This is a genomic window from Methylosinus sp. PW1 (assembly GCF_000745215.1).
Taxonomy (GTDB): domain Bacteria; phylum Pseudomonadota; class Alphaproteobacteria; order Rhizobiales; family Beijerinckiaceae; genus Methylosinus.
The window spans coordinates 1-16,761 of record NZ_JQNK01000011.1; the positions used below are offsets into that span (position 1 = coordinate 1).

The 16,761-nt window shown below is 61.2% G+C and carries 18 protein-coding genes; 7 read left to right on the forward strand and 11 right to left on the reverse strand.

Features of this window, described 5'->3' with window-relative positions:
- Positions 1 to 610, reverse strand: a 610-nt coding sequence (locus K369_RS24140) for a ParA family protein (protein WP_198033216.1), incomplete at its 3' end; no start/stop codon positions are given.
- Positions 611 to 1,612: 1,002 nt separating this feature from the next.
- Here K369_RS24140 and K369_RS24145 point away from each other — a divergent pair.
- From K369_RS24145 to K369_RS24155, 4 genes are read left to right on the forward strand one after another with little or no spacing between them, the layout of a single operon-like run.
- Positions 1,613 to 2,710, forward strand: a complete 1,098-nt coding sequence (locus K369_RS24145; protein ID WP_036296965.1) for a replication initiation protein — start codon at positions 1,613 to 1,615, stop codon at positions 2,708 to 2,710.
- Between the two features lie 6 nt (positions 2,711 to 2,716).
- Positions 2,717 to 3,133 carry a very short patch repair endonuclease gene (locus K369_RS25860; RefSeq protein ID WP_084570846.1) on the forward strand — a complete coding sequence of 139 codons (417 nt, stop codon included), beginning with the start codon at positions 2,717 to 2,719 and terminating at the stop codon, positions 3,131 to 3,133.
- A complete protein-coding gene (locus K369_RS24150) occupies positions 3,130 to 4,278 on the forward strand; it encodes a DNA cytosine methyltransferase (protein ID WP_036296967.1) in 1,149 nt (382 codons plus the stop codon). The genes K369_RS25860 and K369_RS24150 overlap by 4 nt, the downstream gene beginning before the upstream one ends.
- Positions 4,275 to 4,958 carry an Eco29kI family restriction endonuclease gene (locus tag K369_RS24155; protein ID WP_036296970.1) on the forward strand — a complete coding sequence of 228 codons (684 nt, stop codon included), beginning with the start codon at positions 4,275 to 4,277 and terminating at the stop codon, positions 4,956 to 4,958. Before K369_RS24150 ends, K369_RS24155 begins: the two co-directional genes overlap by 4 nt.
- A 1-nt stretch (position 4,959) precedes the next feature.
- Here K369_RS24155 and K369_RS24160 read toward each other — a convergent pair whose 3' ends face one another.
- From K369_RS24160 to K369_RS26860, 4 genes are all read right to left on the reverse strand, one after another.
- Entirely contained in the window at positions 4,960 to 5,505 is a 546-nt protein-coding gene (locus tag K369_RS24160) for a recombinase family protein (RefSeq protein ID WP_036296972.1), read from the reverse strand.
- Positions 5,502 to 5,798 (reverse strand): type II toxin-antitoxin system RelE/ParE family toxin, encoded by a 297-nt coding sequence (locus tag K369_RS24165; RefSeq protein WP_051949599.1) that lies wholly within the window; start codon positions 5,796 to 5,798, stop codon positions 5,502 to 5,504. The genes K369_RS24160 and K369_RS24165 overlap by 4 nt, the downstream gene beginning before the upstream one ends.
- The gene (locus K369_RS24170) at positions 5,795 to 6,082 is read right to left on the reverse strand and encodes a ribbon-helix-helix protein, CopG family (RefSeq protein ID WP_036296977.1); all 288 of its coding nucleotides are present in this window, start codon (positions 6,080 to 6,082) and stop codon (positions 5,795 to 5,797) included. Before K369_RS24170 ends, K369_RS24165 begins: the two co-directional genes overlap by 4 nt.
- 383 nt (positions 6,083 to 6,465) lie before the next feature.
- Positions 6,466 to 8,364 carry a hypothetical protein gene (locus tag K369_RS26860; protein WP_036296980.1) on the reverse strand — a complete coding sequence of 633 codons (1,899 nt, stop codon included), beginning with the start codon at positions 8,362 to 8,364 and terminating at the stop codon, positions 6,466 to 6,468.
- On the opposite strand from K369_RS26860, the gene K369_RS26865 reads away from it, so the two are divergent.
- Positions 8,354 to 8,509, forward strand: coding sequence for a hypothetical protein (locus tag K369_RS26865; RefSeq protein ID WP_156968065.1), 156 nt, complete (start codon positions 8,354 to 8,356; stop codon positions 8,507 to 8,509). The two genes, K369_RS26860 and K369_RS26865, sit on opposite strands and share 11 nt — an antisense overlap.
- Before the next feature lie 98 nt (positions 8,510 to 8,607).
- Here the strand turns inward: K369_RS26865 and K369_RS24180 are convergent, their stop codons facing one another.
- Positions 8,608 to 9,255 (reverse strand): hypothetical protein, encoded by a 648-nt coding sequence (locus K369_RS24180; protein WP_245278315.1) that lies wholly within the window; start codon positions 9,253 to 9,255, stop codon positions 8,608 to 8,610.
- A gap of 185 nt (positions 9,256 to 9,440) precedes the next feature.
- Positions 9,441 to 9,605, reverse strand: coding sequence for a hypothetical protein (locus K369_RS26870; protein WP_198033217.1), 165 nt, complete (start codon positions 9,603 to 9,605; stop codon positions 9,441 to 9,443).
- 251 nt (positions 9,606 to 9,856) lie between these two features.
- On the opposite strand from K369_RS26870, the gene K369_RS24185 reads away from it, so the two are divergent.
- Positions 9,857 to 12,124 carry a type IV secretory system conjugative DNA transfer family protein gene (locus tag K369_RS24185; RefSeq protein WP_036296983.1) on the forward strand — a complete coding sequence of 756 codons (2,268 nt, stop codon included), beginning with the start codon at positions 9,857 to 9,859 and terminating at the stop codon, positions 12,122 to 12,124.
- A gap of 5 nt (positions 12,125 to 12,129) precedes the next feature.
- On the opposite strand, the gene K369_RS27405 is transcribed toward K369_RS24185, so the two are convergent.
- From K369_RS27405 to mobC, 3 genes are all read right to left on the reverse strand, one after another.
- Positions 12,130 to 12,471 carry a hypothetical protein gene (locus K369_RS27405; RefSeq protein WP_210165060.1) on the reverse strand — a complete coding sequence of 114 codons (342 nt, stop codon included), beginning with the start codon at positions 12,469 to 12,471 and terminating at the stop codon, positions 12,130 to 12,132.
- A gap of 427 nt (positions 12,472 to 12,898) precedes the next feature.
- On the reverse strand, positions 12,899 to 14,428 hold the full coding sequence (locus K369_RS25045; protein WP_156968068.1) for a relaxase/mobilization nuclease domain-containing protein: 1,530 nt from the start codon (positions 14,426 to 14,428) through the stop codon (positions 12,899 to 12,901).
- Positions 14,418 to 14,828: a plasmid mobilization relaxosome protein MobC gene (gene mobC / locus K369_RS24195; protein WP_051949602.1), complete on the reverse strand. Its 411-nt coding sequence runs from the start codon at positions 14,826 to 14,828 to the stop codon at positions 14,418 to 14,420. The genes K369_RS25045 and mobC overlap by 11 nt, the downstream gene beginning before the upstream one ends.
- 300 nt (positions 14,829 to 15,128) lie before the next feature.
- On the opposite strand from mobC, the gene K369_RS26880 reads away from it, so the two are divergent.
- Entirely contained in the window at positions 15,129 to 15,350 is a 222-nt protein-coding gene (locus K369_RS26880) for a hypothetical protein (protein WP_156968069.1), read from the forward strand.
- Positions 15,351 to 15,661: 311 nt separating this feature from the next.
- Here the strand turns inward: K369_RS26880 and K369_RS26885 are convergent, their stop codons facing one another.
- Entirely contained in the window at positions 15,662 to 15,859 is a 198-nt protein-coding gene (locus K369_RS26885) for a hypothetical protein (RefSeq protein WP_156968070.1), read from the reverse strand.
- Positions 15,860 to 16,761 lie beyond the last annotated feature (902 nt).

Genomic DNA, 16,761 nt, shown 5'->3' on the forward strand with positions numbered 1-16,761 from the left:
CTTCGGGGTTCGCCAGCCGGTAAAGCTCATAGCGATGCAGCACAACGGGGGCCATGGCCACACCAAGCGCGTCCATAACGCTGCGGGCAGCCTCTTCGTGGCTGCGGCTATTCGGGGTCGCAAAATTCAAAATTGCTATGGCGGGTTTCCCCATGCGGCGCGCAAGTCCCGCGCTCTTCGCCACGCCGTCGTGCGCGTCGCTTTCGAGCCAGAAGGGCATGAGAACGAAATCGGCGGCTTCGACGGCTGCCGGGGCTTCACTGCTCCGACCTGGTGGGGTGTCGATCAAAAGAAGGTCGCAACCCGCCTGCTCGGCTTTTCTCTGCTCGTCGGTCAGGTCGTTTTCGGTGATGAACTTGACGACGGGCAAATCCCGGCCGTGCTTGTTTTTTCGCCGCTTGGCCCAATTCGTCGCGTTCTGTTGGGTGTCCATGTCAAGAATCATGACGTTAAGGCCCGCATCGGTTGCGGCGGCGGCGATGTGTTTGGTGAGGGTCGTTTTTCCGACGCCGCCCTTGTTGATGGTGATTGCAAGAGTGAGCATCTGCAAATGTGCCTTTCTGCAACTGTGCACAAATGCAAACTTGCGCCGGTTTTTGATTCGCGTCAACGCCCTAGTTTCCTGCGGCTTTCGCACCATTGGTCTTGTGTGCACAGCTGCACACGTGCAGAAATGCGCCGATAGAGGCAAATACGCGACCGACACAAACAGTCTGAAACTGCGGTCTCAAATGATGGCTGCCAAAATTATCCCTATGCCGCGCGCCAAATGCGGCCCTGTGATTGGGGCTTTCGCCCTCGGAGCAATAACCCGCGCTCAATCATCTGTTTTCAGTCATTATCGGGCTTGCGGATTAGGCCTTGCCCTTTGTTCGACGCGCCGCAGGCCGTCGAATTCTTGGGACGCCCTTCGTCCCGACGCCTCCTCAACAGCTCCACGCGCAGCAAGAGTCACCCGAAGGGGCGAAGCGAAGCGGAGCAGCCCGAAGGGCTTGACCTTGCGAGCATGGTGCTACCGTTTGGCGTTTGAGGGACGGGGGGAAAGCGCAAACTCTGAAGGAAGCGCGAGCGTCAAAACAGCCCCTTTCTCGCTGAGGAAATGTCGCGCTACGGCGCGACGAGCGCGCCGCGTCCTTTAGGGCGCATATGCTCGCGTGGGGAGTTGCCGCGCGTCCTCGCGCGGCTCCGAATACAATAGGGCATTGAAAACATGCGGATTGCTTGGGTTGTTATCCACAGCCTGCCATTGTTCTGATGTTCTACTGTTCTTCTGTTCTAGAGCAAAAAACGACATTATAGCAACAGCTTAGCGACGTTGCGGGGGACGAAATCAGCGCTCCGGGGGACAAAATCAGCGCTCCGGGGGACGGATTCAGCGCTCCGGGGGACAAAATCAGCCAATAGTCCACAAGGCGGGCTTGCCGTGCAAATATGCAATCCTGCACAATTGCACGCTTGCAAAACCGTTCCGGGGGACAGAATCAGCCGCCGAGCTGGTAGCTTGCGGGGGACAAAATCAGCGCTCCGGGGGACGGATTCAGCAAGCCTGACCCGGCGGAAAGGGGGACGGATTTTGTTTGCGCGTCCCCCGGAAATCCGGCAGCTTTGCTTTATGACCGAATCGCCCGCGCAATTGCCGCTCGATCTGAAGAGCGGGCCTAAGCCGACAGGTGACATCTGGAAGCCGTCAGCGGCGCGTCCGGCGACTGTCCCTGTGCCCTTGCCGGTCGTGATGGTGCGCGTCGAAGGGCCGTTCACGGCGCTTGATCGCAAGCTGTGGCTGCTGCTGCTGCACAATGCTTGGGACGAACTGGATTCTGATAAGCCCTATCATGAAATCTCGGTCGCGGAGCTGGTGCGCTTGTTCCGCAAATTCGGCCGCACCGACCTTGGGACGCGCGGCAAAATCAGTCTCGGGAAAGCCGAAGAAGAAACCGACGCCGCCGCCCTTTGGCAGAGCATGCGGCGGCTCGTCAAAACGACGGTCGAATGGGAAGACGAAGATTACGAGGGGATTAGCGCGCTTGTGAGCGAAGCTCTGTTCAGCAAGCGCTACCGCGAAACAGGCAAAATCTACTACGCCTTCGGCAGGGGACTCTCAAAACAGATTCTCGCGCCGCGCGCCTTTGCGCGGCTGCGCTGCCATGTCGTCCTGGCCTTGCGCAGCAAATATGCCGTGACGCTCTATGAAATTCTCGAAGCCTACGTGAACCGGCGTGAAAACGGTTTCACGATCTCGCTCGATGAATTCCGGTCATGGCTCAAAGTGTCAGACGACGCGTCTTCCTATGAGGATTGGAAATATCTTAAGCGGCGTGTCATTGAACCCGCCGTAAATGAAATCAATGAGCGCGCCGAAGAGGCCGGGTTTTTCGTCGCCTACGAAGGCCTGCGCGAAGGAAAGTCCTTCGCAAAGATAAAATTCACGCTGACGAAAACAGCGGCGCGCGACGAACGCGATGAAGTGCTGCAAGGTAAGGCGCGGCGCGCGCGCGCGTTCGACGCGAAGAAGAGCGCCGACGCACGAGGCGATTATCTCCCCAACGATTTGGTTCTCGAACAGGTGCGCGACATCGCGCCCGGATGGGATAGGCAAGCCCTGGTCGCGCGGTTCAACGAATGGGGCAGGGACAAGCCGCCGCCACGAAACCCGCACAGCGCCTTCATCGGCTGGGTGAAGCGTTTCACCAAGGGGAAGGCCGCGGCCTGATGGTCGATGGCTGATACTCTCACGCCAGCCGAACGCAGCGAACGCATGGCGCGCGTAAAGGGGCGCGGCACTGCGCCCGAAATGCTTGTCCGCCGAATCGTGCACAAGCTGGGGTACCGCTACCGACTGCACCGCCGCGACCTCCCCGGCTGCCCGGATTTAGCCTTTGGAAACCGACGAAAAATCATTTTCGTGCACGGTTGTTTCTGGCATCGTCATGATGATTCGACCTGCAAGCTCGCGCGGCTTCCAAAGTCACGGCTCGATTTCTGGCTTCCCAAGCTCGAAGCGAACCGCGCACGCGACGCGAAAAATCAGGAACGGATCAGGGCAATGGGCTGGGATTTCCTCGTAATTTGGGAATGCCAGCTCGGAGACAAGGAACTGCTGAAACAGAGGATACGATCATTTCTAGGGCCATGAAATCCATTGAGCTTTTCGCGGGGGCGGGCGGTCTCGGTATCGGCCTGCACCACGCCGGATTCAGGCCCGTCAACGTGATTGAATGGGATCGCTACTGCTGCGACACAATCCGCGAGAACAAGGCCCGCGGCGTTGACGCCGTGAAGCACTGGAAGCTGACGGCGGGCGACGTGCGAGAGGTCGATTTCGGCAAGTACGAGGGCAAGCTGCAACTCGTCTCCGGCGGCCCTCCATGCCAGCCTTTTTCCCTCGGCGGCAAGCATGGGGCGCACAAGGATCGGCGCGACATGTTCCCGGAGGCCATTCGTGCCGTGCGCGACTCGAAGCCGAAAGCGTTCATCTTCGAGAACGTGAAGGGGCTGACGCGGGAGAGTTTCCGCAATTATTTCGAGTATATCCGCCTTCAACTGGAACACCCGGAAATTCAACGGCGCAAAAGCGAGGCGTGGGCTAATCATCTCGCCCGGCTCGAGCAGCATCACACCAGCGGAAGCCGGTCGGGCCTCAATTATCGCGTCGTGACGCAACTGGTGAATGCCGCGGACTACGGCGTTCCCCAGCGCCGCGAGCGCGTTTTCTTCGTCGGATTCCGCGAAGACGTTAACGTGTCGTGGAGCTTTCCTTTGGCCACGCATTCACAAGATGCCCTGCTTTGGGATCAGGTTCACGGCGATTATTGGGAGCGGCACGAAGTGCCGAAAAAACTCCGCCACGTTCCCGCGGCGCGCGCCAAGCATACAGACGCGCCGAATGCTCTTGCGTGGCAGACGGTGCGCGACGCACTCCGCGGCATTCCCGACCCGGAAACAGACCCCGCCGCGGCGGCGGCGTTCCTGAACCATCGTTTTCAACCGGGCGCGCGCGCCTATCCGGGCCATACGGGCAGCCCGCTCGATGAGCCTGCGAAAACTCTCAAGGCAGGCGTCCACGGCGTACCTGGCGGCGAAAACATGTTGCGGCGACCGGATGGCAGCATTCGCTATTTCAGCGTGCGCGAAAGCGCTCGGCTTCAAACCTTCCCCGATGATTTTCTTTTTCATGGTTCTTGGACGGAAACGATGCGCCAGCTTGGCAACGCGGTTCCCGTGCGGCTGGCGCGTGTCGTCGGAGAAGATGTCGCGCGTCATTTGGAGCGCGCGTCGTGACCGGCCCCTATAATCCACTCGATAAGCTTAACCTCGCGCGGAGCGTGGAAACCGAGTTGCTGGGCCGCGCGGCCATTCCGCTCGGCGAATGCGAGAGTATCGCGGGGGCAGGGGTCTATGTGATCTACTATACGGGCGATTTTCCGGCGTATGCCTCCATAGCCGCAGTCAATCGAGAGGGCGCTTTCAAAGTCCCGATTTACGTCGGCAAAGCGATTCCGAAAGGAGGCCGGAAAGGTGGCGTGACGAAGGATTCGTCAAAAGGACGCGCGTTGGCTGACCGTCTGCGCCAACATGCAAGCTCGGTCGATGAGGCCAACAATCTTGAGCTGGCGGATTTCTTCGTTCGTCATTTGGTGGTCGATGACATCTGGATTCCGCTCGGCGAAAACATGCTAATCGAAAGTTTCAAGCCGGTCTGGAATCGTGCCATTGACGGGTTCGGAAACAAAGACCCCGGAATTCGACGGGCGACACAATACAAGTCCCCGTGGGACGTGTTGCATCCCGGACGCAAGAAGATGGAGAAACTTGCGGATAGCAGTCTGACGCCGGAATTCCTAATCCAGCGCGTCGCGGATTATCTGTCGGGCAAGAAGCTCGCGGCTCTCCCGAAAGCCATCGCCGAACAGCAGGAAGCGGAAGCAGCGGCTATCGAGGATGAAGCCGACGAAGTTTAAATCAGGCAAGCCTCGAAATTGTGCTCTGCGAAACATTGAACCGCCGCGCAAGATCGGCCTGCGACGCGGTGCCGTCGGCAAGCGCCTTGCGGGCCTCCTCGCGCTGGTGACGGGTGAGGGCAGGGGGTCGGCCCATGTGAACGCCGCGCGCTTTGGCGCGCTCGCGGCCCTCGCCCGTGCGGGCGCGGATCAATTCGCGCTCGAACTCGGCCAAGCCGCCCAGCACGGTAAGCATCAACCGGCCGTGTGGGGTCGTGGTGTCGGCCCATGTGTCATGCAGCGAACGGAAGCCGGCCCCAGCCTTCGCCACGGCGTCTAGGATGTTCAACAGGTCGCGCGTCGATCGCGCCAGCCGATCGAGACGGGTTACAAGCAGGGTGTCGCCGTCGCCGAGCGCCTTCAACGCGCGGGCCAGCTCGCGCCGGTCGGACTTCGCGCCGCTGGCCGTCTCGCGGAAAACCTTCTCGGATCCGGCGGCGCGCAGCTGCTTCACCTGCGCGTCAACGCTCTGGCCGTCGGTCGAGACTCGCGCATAGCCGTAGATCATGGAAAGGAAAACCCGCCTTGCTCGGCAATGGCGGCGGCGTCGCGCGCGCCATGCAACACACGGACAAGGATAACCTCGGTTTCGGTGAACATGTAATAGAGCGCGTAATTGCCTTGGAACATCGCGCGCAGACCGCGCGCGAGCTGGTCACGCGCCGCGCCAGACATGGGGAAATCCTGCGCCCGCGCGAGAGTCGTCATGATTTTGTCGATCAATCGGCGGGCGGCTTCTTCGGAATCCTCGGCGATGTAAGCCCAAATTTCGGCAAGGTCGGCTTCCGCCGTTTCGGTCAAACGGATTTTGAGCGGTCGGCTAATAGCTTCCTCCCTCGGGCAATGATGGCTTCGGCGTCAAACTCCCTCACGCGCCCCGCGGCAACGTCGGCCAAGCCTTTGTCGATATCCTGCTTAAGCGCGGCAAGCTCCTGCAACTGCAAAGCGCGTTTCATTTTCCAATCGCGGATGGCCTCGCGCACGACTTCGCTGGTCGAGGCGTAGTCGCCGGCCTCAACGGCGCTCTTGACGATCGCAGCCATGTCGGCGGGCAGGGTGATGGTCAACCTCTCGATGTCGGACATGGGGCGGCTCCTTTCGAAAATCATGTTCATACTTTATCATACTTATGATGCAGCCACGAGGGGAAAAATCGCTGAGCTTTTGCAAGTATCTTTTGCATAGTGGGAAGGCCTGCAAAACGTGGGGTCGGCGGATTATGCAAAAGTCTTGATTTTTGCACGCTCGCCAGTGCGTTGCCGATCACGCCCAACACGAAAAAATCTGTGCGGTTCGCAATTGACGCCGCCGTACCTCAACGAAACTCGATGCGGCGAATCGAACGAGAGGCCGCACCAATGGACTGGCACACCTTCGGCGAATTGATGAAAGACTTGGGGACGCTCTTGGCCGGCGCGGCCCAACTGGTCAGAGCTTTCCGCTCGAAAGGCAAAGGCTCATGACAGGGCTACGGATAGGAGCAAAGCTCGAAGTAGTTGCCGGACGGATTGTAGCGAATGGCTCCCACTTGCGCGGCGGTGCAAGGCTCGCTGCCGGTGCCAGCGACCTTCACCGGCCCCGCGATGTCGGCTTTCATGCCTGCGGCAGGCGTCGCGCTGCCAATGCCGACAGCCCCTGCTCCAGTTATGGTCATAGCGGTTGATCCGTAGGATACGCCGCCATTGCCGTTTGGCCACGCGCCGCCGCCAGCGACGGTATTAAAGTTGATGGTTGGGGCGCTGATGTAAAGCGGAGGATAAGGCGATCCGGCATACTGCATCGAGGTTACATAGGTGTTCGTGGAATCAGCCGTAAGCCAGATAGCATTGCTGATGTTTCCAATGCCATCAGTGCCGAATTGGCCGATTTTCGCGCCTATGCTGCTCGCCCCATACAAACTTGCTCCGATGGAAGCCTGAGCCACGTCGTTTCTGAAAATCAGCCCTTGCCCGGCAGTCCACACTGAACTGTTTGTACCGGATATTTCGGAAATGGCATGGCCGCCGTATCCAGAGCTATATGGTTTTACGGCGATCCCTTCGGCTGCTGCTGACGAATAATTGAACTGCGCGGCCCCCGCCACAGTTAGAAGTGACGTCGGATTCGTCGTCCCAATCCCCAGCCGCCCATTCGTATTGTCCCAAACAAAATTGCTGCTCGCACCTAGAGAGCCGCCACCATTGAATTGCACCTGTCCGGTCGATCCTGCGGCGAGGGTGTTTCCTGAATTGCTGCTCCCCGTCACGCGCCACAGGGCGGCGGTGCTGTCGTATTGCAGGGTGACGCTGGTGTTGCTCGGCACTGGCAAATCCGCGCCTGTGCCGGTGACGATGCGGTTGGCCGCGCTGGACGAAGCGTTTTGGTTCGATAGGGTCAGCGTATAGGAAGACGGGTTATGCAGATACAAAATCTGCCCGTTCGCCCCAGCGGCAATGCCGGTGAAAGTCGCCGCTGCCGTGCCATTGTAACGCACGGTCGAGGTCGCGCCGATGCTGACATTGTTCTGGCTGCCCGTTGTCGTGTAGTCGGTGCCAAGGCGCAATGACGCCGCGCCGTTCACGTCCAGAAGCGTCGCGGGCGAGGGCGTGCCGATGCCGAGGCGGCCGCTTGCCGTGATATTGGCGAGAACGGTGCCACTGCTGTTTAGCGCTTGAAACAGATCACCTGTGCCCGTGCCGTTTTGCTGTGTCACGAGCGTTGCGGCTGTATTGTTATTCCATTGGGCTTCAAAGAAGCCGGAATAAGAATAAACGGATTGTCCATACACGCCGTAACCGTTGTCGCCTCTGCCAAAAACACCGGTGCCATTAGAGGCGGAGCCATGAACGCCATTTCCCGACGTGGAGACCCCATATACGCCATCATTTGACGAAGATGTTGCCGAAACAGCCGCGCCATTACCGGCAGTAGCTAATATTGCTGGATTTCCATAACTCGTTGATACTTTAAGTGGCGTTGTATTAAAGGCTGATACGGAAAGATTCGAATTCGTATTGTCCCACACGAAATTGCTGCTCGCGCCGAGGACGCCACCATTGTTGAACTGCACCTGTCCATTGCTGCCCGCCGCCGAACCACCGCCCGCGCCATTGAGCAGGGTCGTCCATGCGCCGTTGAGATAGGCCTCAAGCGAGCCGACGCCGCCGGTGTTGTAGCGGATCATGCCGTTGACCGCCGTCGGGCGCTGCGCGCTGCTTCCGCCGGGCAGGGCGATGGCGTCGGTCTTCTGGCTTAAATCGAGCGAAGAGACGGGGGAGGTTGAACCGATGCCGACATTTCCGCCGGAAATCGTTGGCGTCGTGCTGTCGCAAATAATGTCGTTGCCGTCCGTCTTGCAGAGCTGGTTGGCGGTGAGGGTGCCGCTCACCGTGCCGACGCGCCGCCATTGCACAGCCGCGAAAGAATCGCGCGGCAAGGCGGTGACGATAAGAGCGGCGCAACAAACAAAAAGCCGCGCGCGCAAGGAAAGCGGCAAGGACATGAAGAAACTGGCAAAGATGAAACAGCAATAGCACTCTACACTATTTTGCTTAACTGTTTATTAACTTTTTGAACTTTCCGACGTAGCCGAAAAACTCATTATTTGGATAGGCCGCTGGCGGTGAACCAATCAAGGATGAGCCTGTGCCCAGACCTGTCGCGTCCGGGAAGCTCTGCGCGAACGAAAACCTGCGGCGGCACGTGCGCTCTTATCGAGCGACGCGCTGACACGGGCGCGTTGCCCGCGAAACCATCCCTGCGGCGCATGCACGCCGCGCAAATGGAAGTGATCGACAAAGGCCGGGTCGGTTCCTTTGACGATGTATTTCGCAAGGCTCTTGGGGTTGCCGGTGACGGGCTGCGCGTGAACGTCATGCGGCCTGACGATGCCGTTGACCTTCGCGACCCATTTGGTGAGCTTCGCCTCGAACTCCCGCTTGAAGGCGTCCGGCACATGCAGAACCCAGTTCACATGCGTCAGGCCGTCGGGGTTCTCGAAGGTGAAAACATAGGCGGGCGGCGATGCCGAGCCGCGCGCTTTCGAGCGGTAATTGAGCCAGTCTCGATATTTGTGGCGAATTTCCCTGAACGCGCTGTTTGCCGCGCGGCCGTCATTTTCGGGCAAATGAATGACGACGTAGGTGTTAAGCGGACTGCCGATCTCGGCGGCGAAGTCGAACGCCTTAAAGATCGACTGGGTTGTGCGGCGGTTGATATGCTCGCTGTGCCGCCCGCGCTGTGAAAGGCTTGTGCTCTCCTGAACCGATATTTTGGTCACGTCGCAGCCACCTATACTAAAGATTGTGTCTGTACCCTCCTCCCTTGGCGTTTTTCGACGGTCTAGCTCACGTGGAACATATTGGCAACATGCTGCCGCGCTCGCGCACGCATTTCCACACAGGGAAATTGCGCACGCGAGAACGGGGGAGGCCGCCACGGCGGGCGGCCGCCTGATCGATCAGGCTATGAGCGATTCCACTCTATCGGCGCGAATTCCTCGCCGCGTGCGCTCAATTCGGCCTCGTAATCCTCGGCCTGCCGACGCCAGTCGGGATATTCGCGCACGCCGAGAGATGATCCTCCTTGCGCGTCCTCTTCGGCGAGCGCATCGGCAATCGTGGCGTGCAAGAGTCTCAACGAATTTTTTGAAAGTTCTTTTATAATCAATATATTATCTCCATTGATTGAAACGACCCCGGAAAGTGGGGACGTTCTATTTATGCGGCGGCGCGCCGCAAAATCGGCTCGGATCGAAAAAATTTTCAGGCCCGGAAATGGCCGCTCCCTTGCGAAGCCGCCAGCGTGGCCTTTAGCTCTAGGTCATTGCCATTTGTGATTGCTGCGCGCCCGTCCGCAACAATCGAAGCCGGACGCCGCCGATGAACGCGCCCACGAAAGCCCCGCCGCGCCGATCTCCGCGCGCTCAAAAGCCCTCGCCTCAACCCGCGCAACCCCGCCGCAAGGGCTTTTCAAAAACCGCGATCGCGCTCCTGCTGTTGTATGCGGCCTTCATGGCGGGGACGGCATGGGGTCTCTTCGGCAATCTCTCCCAGCTCTTCGCCCGCGCAATCCCGCCGCAAGCTATCGGCGGCCTTGCCGTCGATTTCTGGGGGCTGGCGGTCGGACTCGTCTTCCTGCTCGTGCTGCTCAACCCGTTCGCATGGGTGAACGGCAAGCGCCTCGTCGCCGGCTCCACGGCGCTGGCGATGATGTTCGGCTGCATCTCCATGAACATCATGGGCGACCTCGTCATATCGCTGGTGGGCCTGTTCCTGCCGGACGGGATCGGCATGCTCGACCCTGTAACTCCGGGGTTCTTTATCGTTCTTCTCGGGACGCTGCTGCTGGTGCCGCTGGCCCTGATTGGCAGCGGCGGGCTGGTGATCCTCACTCTCTTCGGCGTCGTCTCGGCGATTTTCACGTTCTTCGTCGGCGTGCCGGTGATGCTGTTCAAGCAGATTCTCGAATTCGAGAACATGCTGCAAATCTACCGGGTGCAGGCGCGCGGCCTCGCCGGTTACATCGTGCGTTTCTTTTTCTGGCTGCGCAGCGAAGCGCCGCCGAATGCGCCCGACGACAGCAAGGGCGCCCGCTTCGCGGCGCCGGAAGAAATCGCCCGCCTGCATAATCCTAAGGGCATGGGCTTCGGCCATGCCGGCGGGCGGCTGCTCCAGCTGCACACCGAAAAGCACGTCCTGATTATGGCCTCGACGCGCAGCGGCAAAGGCGTGACTCTCATCATCCCGCATCTGCTGCGCTATCGCGGCTCGGCCTTCGTGCTCGATCCCAAGGGCGAGAACGCCAAGGCGACCGGCCGGCAACGCGCGGCGCTCAATCAGAAGGTCTTCTACCTCGATCCGTTCGGGATTTCGGGGAAGCCGCAGGCGCGATTCAACCCGTTGTCGCGCTTTACGCCGCAGAACATGGAAGCGGAAAGCAAGGCGCTCGCCGCCGCGCTTTTTATTCCCGGCGAAGGTGAGAAGCGCGACCACTGGTTTAACGCCGCGCAACAGCTCTTCGCGCTGCTCCTGATGTTCGTCTATGTGTCGCCGGAGATTTCGCCGGCGAAGAAAGACCTGCTTGCCGTGCGCCGGCGACTGCTCGGCGACATCAAGCCGACGCTCGAAGCCATGCTGCAAATCGACGATGCGGACGGCCTCTTGCGCGACCTGGCGCTTTCGTTCCTCGAAACGCCGGACAAGGAGCTGGGTTCGATTATCTCGGCGGCCCAGCGTCAAACCGACATTCTCGACAACCCGGCCATGATCGCTTGCCTGTCGGCGTCGGGCCAAGGCGAAGAGGTGGATTTCCGGCTGTGGCACCGGGGAACCATGACGGTTTACCTCTGCCTCTCCGCGCCGAAATTCCCGGTCTTCAATCGCTGGCTGCGTCTGGTGCTGACTTCCGCGCTCGACGAGATGACGGACACTCTCGACCCGCCGCCGCTGCCGGTCTGCTTCATGCTCGATGAGATGGCGACTCTCGGCCATGTCCAGCCGATCGAAAACGCAATCGGCCTCGCGGCCGGCTACGGCGTGCAGCTGATTTGCGTCTTTCAGGACGTGGCGCAGATGAAAGACCTCTACAAAGGGCGCTGGGCCTCCTTCGTCGGCAATGCCGGCGTGCGCGCCCTGTTCAATCTCGATGACTACGACACGGCAAAATACTGGTCGGATTTCATGGGCGGGCGGCTGGTCGAAACGCATGGCCGGCAGGAAGACCTCTACGGTTTGAGCAAGGGCCAGAATGTCGGCGAAGCCGTGCGCCCCTTGCTCTCCCCCGAACAGATCATGCTCGAGTTCGGTCACGATCGCATGCTTGTGCTGCCGCAGGGTGAGCGTCCGATTGCCACGCAGCGGAAAGCCTATTGGGATGATCCGGCCCTTAACGGGCTGTGGGATGATCCGCGCACGGGCGCGCGCGGTGCCGACCCTGCCGGGTCGAGCGTCGCCCCGGACAGTCCGTTCGAAATCGATCGCCACCAATTCGACGGAAAGACTTACGCGATGTTTTCGGACGGCTCCGTTAAAGTGTACGCCCCGCAGGGAACGCAGCGCTACCCCTCGCTTGATGCGGTGCGGGCGGCGGAACCATGCCCCTGCGGCTCCGGCAAACCCTATGACCGATGCCACGGCGCGCCCGAATAAAGGCGCTATGCGGGCCGCGCGGCCGGCGGGTAGCCCGCCCGCTCGCGGCGCTCGTCGCGCGCGCTTACGCGCTCGTTGTGCCGTCGCTCGCGCATCGCGGCCAAGGCCGCCTGATGCCGCTCCTTGATCGCGCGCACGGCGGCCGGAATTTCCCAGCGCGGCAAACGGCGGCGCAGCCCGGCCAGTTTCGCGGCGAACAGTGCGTTGATGGCTTCGGCCTCCGCTTCGTAACTGGACGTGGCCTCGACGCCGCGCGGCGCGGCGTCTCCTACCCTTCGGCCTTCTTCGCCTCGAAACGATCGCAGCCCGTCATATCGGCCAAAACCGGCTCCCGATCGAGCAAACACACGGTCAGCTCGCCCTCGGCTCCTTTCCGCGTCCAACCCGCTTCGCAGCGGCGGCAATGACTGGCCGCGAACCCCTGCGGTTTCTGCCAAAGCAACTGCCGCCCTCTTTGTGTGAGCATAAGCGCCCCCCTCGTTGGTGAACGACCGGGCGGGCGGCGGGCGCGCGAACTTCTTGTCTTCGGCCAGCCAGCGCCGCAGGTCTTTCAAGGGATTGTGGCACAGCTCCACATGATCGGCGGCAAGATTTCGCGTCGTGAAACGGCTGCCGCCCCCGCCGCCGCTCTTCGATTTCCGGCGCGGTGCCGGCTCCGGCCGCTCGCGGCATACGATCGTATGCGAGGCGTGGCGAAAACCTGTGATCGTTGCGGCGCGCCCGGCTTTCGCCGCGTCGCGGTTCCCGACTTGCCGGACAGGACGGGAACCCGGATCACTCTCGTTCGCGGCCGTCGCTTCGCCAGTAGCGTTCCCTGTGCTTCTGGCGCTCGTCGATGAGCTGCCGCATGCCGTCGTCGCCGAACTTGCGCAACGTCTCCTGATGGGCCTGCGTGAGGTTCTGAACGTCGGAAGCCGATAAGGCGCGCCCCTGCTTCATGTCGTCCTCGATGCGGTCGAGCGCCTTTTCCGCGTCCCGATCGGCCTTGATCGCCGCATAGCGCGCAAGCTGCTGCTCCTTGCGCAATTTCGGGTCGTCATGAATGAAGCCGGCAAGCTCGCCCTCCCGATCGCGGGCCAGCGGCGGCTTCGAATGCCCGGAAACAAGGCCGCTCATATAATCGGCAAGGCTCATCACCGCGCCCGTCGCCCGGTCGGCCACCTGCAAGCCTCGCCGCGCGACCTGCTCGCCCTTCTGCGCGACATTGACCTTTTCCGGGTTGTTCTCGTCCACCTTCGCCCGCCAAGCCTCCTGCCGCGCCCGAGAAGCCGCCTCGTGGCGCTCCTGCCGCTCTTGCTGTTTTTGCTGCCGGTCGGCCTCGGCCGCTTCCTTCACCACGTCCAGCCGCACGGCGTTGCGGTCGGCCCGGTTGGCCTTCTCCAGCTTAAAATAGCCGTCGGCCTGCGCCTGCGCCTCGCGGTCGCGCGACATGTCCCGCGCGCGGGCCTGCGCCGCAAGCTCTCGCTCGTCGGTTGCCGCCCTTTCTTTCTCCCGCTGCGCGGCGCGGGCCTCCGGGATGCTGTAGAGGTCGGCGGCATTCACGCCGGCAAGCCGCTCCCGCACATCCGCGACCTTTGCCCCTTCGATCCGCCGCGCGAGGCTATGCGTCTCGCCCTTGGGGTCGATGGCAACGAAATCCCGCCGATCCCCACGCGCGAGAATCCAGCCCTCCTTTTCGAGCGCGGCTTGAAACGCCTTGCCGCTGTCGGCCTCGTTCCAAAGCCGGGTAATCAGTTCCTTCGCGGCCTTCGGCCGTATGCCCGTGCGCTCGGCCTGCTGGTGTTCCTTGTGGCTCGGTGCCCGCTCCGGGCGCGGCTGGCCGTCGCGCTCGATATGCGCGCCTTGCACTCGCTCATGGCCGAATTCCCGTTCCAGTTCCCGCGCCACGATTTCGTGCTTTCGGAAATTATGGCTGTCGCTGATGGTCCGCATTTTTTCGAGCTCGATCCGGCTCCATACGATGTGACAATGCTCGCGCCCGTCGTTCTTTTCATGCACGACGACGACGCGCGGCTGGCCGGTCAAACCAAGCTCTTTCTCCAGCCGGTCAATCGACGCCATGCGCTGCTCGTCCGTCAGACGTTCGTGGGCGCGCGTGTTGATCGAAGCATGATAGAGCGGCTTCTTGCAGTTGGGACAGCCGCCCGCGGCGACGGCTTCCATTTCCAGCAAAGCGCCCTGCACGTCGGCGGCCGCCACGTCGCGCATTTCCACGACTTCGTTACGCCGCTCGTTCGTATCCTTGCGCCCCAAATGCTGCGCAAGCCGCTTCGCCCCCGCGACGCTCTTTCCCTTAATCACCACGATCGAGCGCCCGCATGATTGCCGCACGCATTGCCGCAACGTCGGCGCGCATCAGCTCCACCTCGCGGAGGTGTGGCGCGGTTCGGTCGGTGTTGCACCAACGCGCGATCTGATTGACGTTCGACCCCAGCTTGCCAAGTTCGCCGAGAATGCGCGCCAGCGCCTCGCGCTCTTCCCGCGCGCCGCGCTTCGCCCTTGCCCCGGCATTGCCGATCGCCAAGGCCCGAAGATAGCCCCCGATTTTCAGGCCGGCCGCTTTCGCGGATTCCGCGATCAGGACGCGCTCGGGTTCGGTCACGCGCACGGCCACGAATTTATCTTTTGGATCGAGCGCGCGCTTTCGATCGCGCCACGGCGCGCGCCGTCGTGGGGGCTTTGCGGCGTCGGGCGATGTGTCCAATCTCGCGCCTCCCTGAAAGAACTACCGCCGCGAACAATTGGCGGCCATGATCTCCGCTCGAACGACGGCGCTGATGCGGCTGAAGCCGCTGGGGGATGCAACGGGCTTGCCCCTTGCCAAGCGTGAAGGGAAACGAGGGCGGCACTTGGGCCACATCTCGTTTAACTTCACATGGCTTGCAAAGCTGTGAGCTTCAGCCGCTCTGATTCTGCCATTGATTCGGGAACGGAAGCTATGGTTTTCTACGGCTCATATTTCGACTGCTCCGACCTGTTATCCCTGCGCCGTAAGGATTGATCGATGCGCCGCGCTGTCTCTCCAAAGAACCTCGAAAAATACCGCCAGCAACAAATCGAGCTTGCCAAAAAAATCAAGGAAGCCGAGGCGGAAGCCCGCAAAGCGGCGAAAGAGGAACTGCAACGGAAAAGGGAAATTGCCGGAGCGATTGCTCTCAAGGAATTCGAGAGCAACCCGGCGGGCCATTCGCCAGCCTCCTGCTCGGTCTGCTCGCGGCCGGATTGACGAAGCCCGCCGATCGCGCCCTGTTCAATCTTCCGACGCAGGCGAAAGAACCGCAAGACCCGCCTCCCACGCCGCCGCTGGATGAAACCGCCTCAAGCCCGCAGCCTTCTCCGACTTCGGCCGATCCGTTTTCTTTCGCATGGCGGATCGCCCAGCCGGCCGCCGCTATCGAGAATGACAGCGAGGGGACGCAACATGTCGGCGGCTAAACGCTCCGCGGAATTTTCGCCTCGCCTTCCGCTCCTCTCGAAGAATCCGAAATGGCGCGCCGGCTCGGCCGCACGCCCGAACGCGGTTGACCCTGCTCCGATTCAGCGCTCCCGTTCCCCGAATTCGCGCTCATGGCGGCCGGGGGGAAGCCTCGGTCGGTCTTGCGGGTAAAAATGATAATGGATGCCCATTGAGCCGCGTTGCTTGTGAAAATGGTAGGACGCCGCGCGCTCCGCCTCGTAGCGCTCTTCCGGCGTGATTCCCCGCTTCGCCGGTTCTCTCTCTTCACGTTCCGCCATGTCCCGGAACTCCTTCAAGGAGAGCGCCGCGCACCTGCCCGACGCCGCCCACCTTTTTACAGCTTCCCGAAACAATGCCGCCGCCCGCGAGGCATTGAACACGGCGCTTTCAGTAGGACTTATCCACGCCCCGCGCCGCCCCAACAGCGAAGCGCGGCGGGGTGGATAAGTCCGCGCTAGGACACTTCTCGAATTCACGTGCGCATATGGAGCGCGCCAAGGCGCGCAACTTTTTGCTGTGGCGAGGGCTCATTGCCGCCCTCGCGCTCCGCTAGGATATTTAGAGCAAGATGATGGGGCTGGCCCGCTCTTAAAAGCCCTCGCGCCGGCCCGAGGTTTGGCGCTGGCACGCGCGCGTTATCCCCTTGCTCCCCTACCCTGCCCCGCGCTAGCCTCGTCTCACAGTCGATGCAGGGATGCGGAGATTGTGCAAGGTGATGGGGCTGGCGGGTTTCGAGGCGAGACCGCTGGCCCTTCATTTCTTACGCCTTAATCGCCGAACGCGCGCTTTGCCTCGTGTTTCCGGTAAAGCTCGTCAATCGCCAGCTTGATGAGTTCCGAATTATCGAGCCCAAGCGTGCGCGTAGGATGGCGAACTTTTCAACGTCTGGCCGGTTAAAATATCCCCCTATGTGTTTCAACCCTTTTCGGCTCGCAGCGGCGACGTTCTCCGGCTTCGGTGCTGGCGCAGCATTAGCCGCTGGAGCTTCTGCGGGGAGTGCCTCAATCGGGGAAATGCTTGAAGGAATGCCGCCCCTTTCGCTGTCGTCTTGCTCATGCCGCCGCATCCTTGTGCACACTTGCACTTGTGCCAATCTGCAATCCTGCACCTATCCAATTCCATAGCTCCGCGATTTCCTGCGCGGCGCGGCTCTCCGGTTCCATCTCCTGCACGGTCAGCC

Bases quoted from the DNA above. Each gene is read 5' to 3' on its own strand.
- K369_RS24145 (WP_036296965.1), top strand. From the start codon at position 1,613: ATGACCGAATCGCCCGCGCAATTGCCGCTCGATCTGAAGAGCGGGCCT.
- K369_RS25860 (WP_084570846.1), top strand. From the start codon at position 2,717: ATGGCTGATACTCTCACGCCAGCCGAACGCAGCGAACGCATGGCGCGC.
- K369_RS24150 (WP_036296967.1), top strand. From the start codon at position 3,130: ATGAAATCCATTGAGCTTTTCGCGGGGGCGGGCGGTCTCGGTATCGGC.
- K369_RS24160 (WP_036296972.1), bottom strand. From the start codon at position 5,505: ATGATCTACGGCTATGCGCGAGTCTCGACCGACGGCCAGAGCGTTGAC.
- K369_RS24170 (WP_036296977.1), bottom strand. From the start codon at position 6,082: ATGTCCGACATCGAGAGGTTGACCATCACCCTGCCCGCCGACATGGCT.
- K369_RS24185 (WP_036296983.1), top strand. From the start codon at position 9,857: ATGAACGCGCCCACGAAAGCCCCGCCGCGCCGATCTCCGCGCGCTCAA.
- K369_RS26880 (WP_156968069.1), top strand. From the start codon at position 15,129: ATGCGCCGCGCTGTCTCTCCAAAGAACCTCGAAAAATACCGCCAGCAA.
- K369_RS26885 (WP_156968070.1), bottom strand. From the start codon at position 15,859: ATGGCGGAACGTGAAGAGAGAGAACCGGCGAAGCGGGGAATCACGCCG.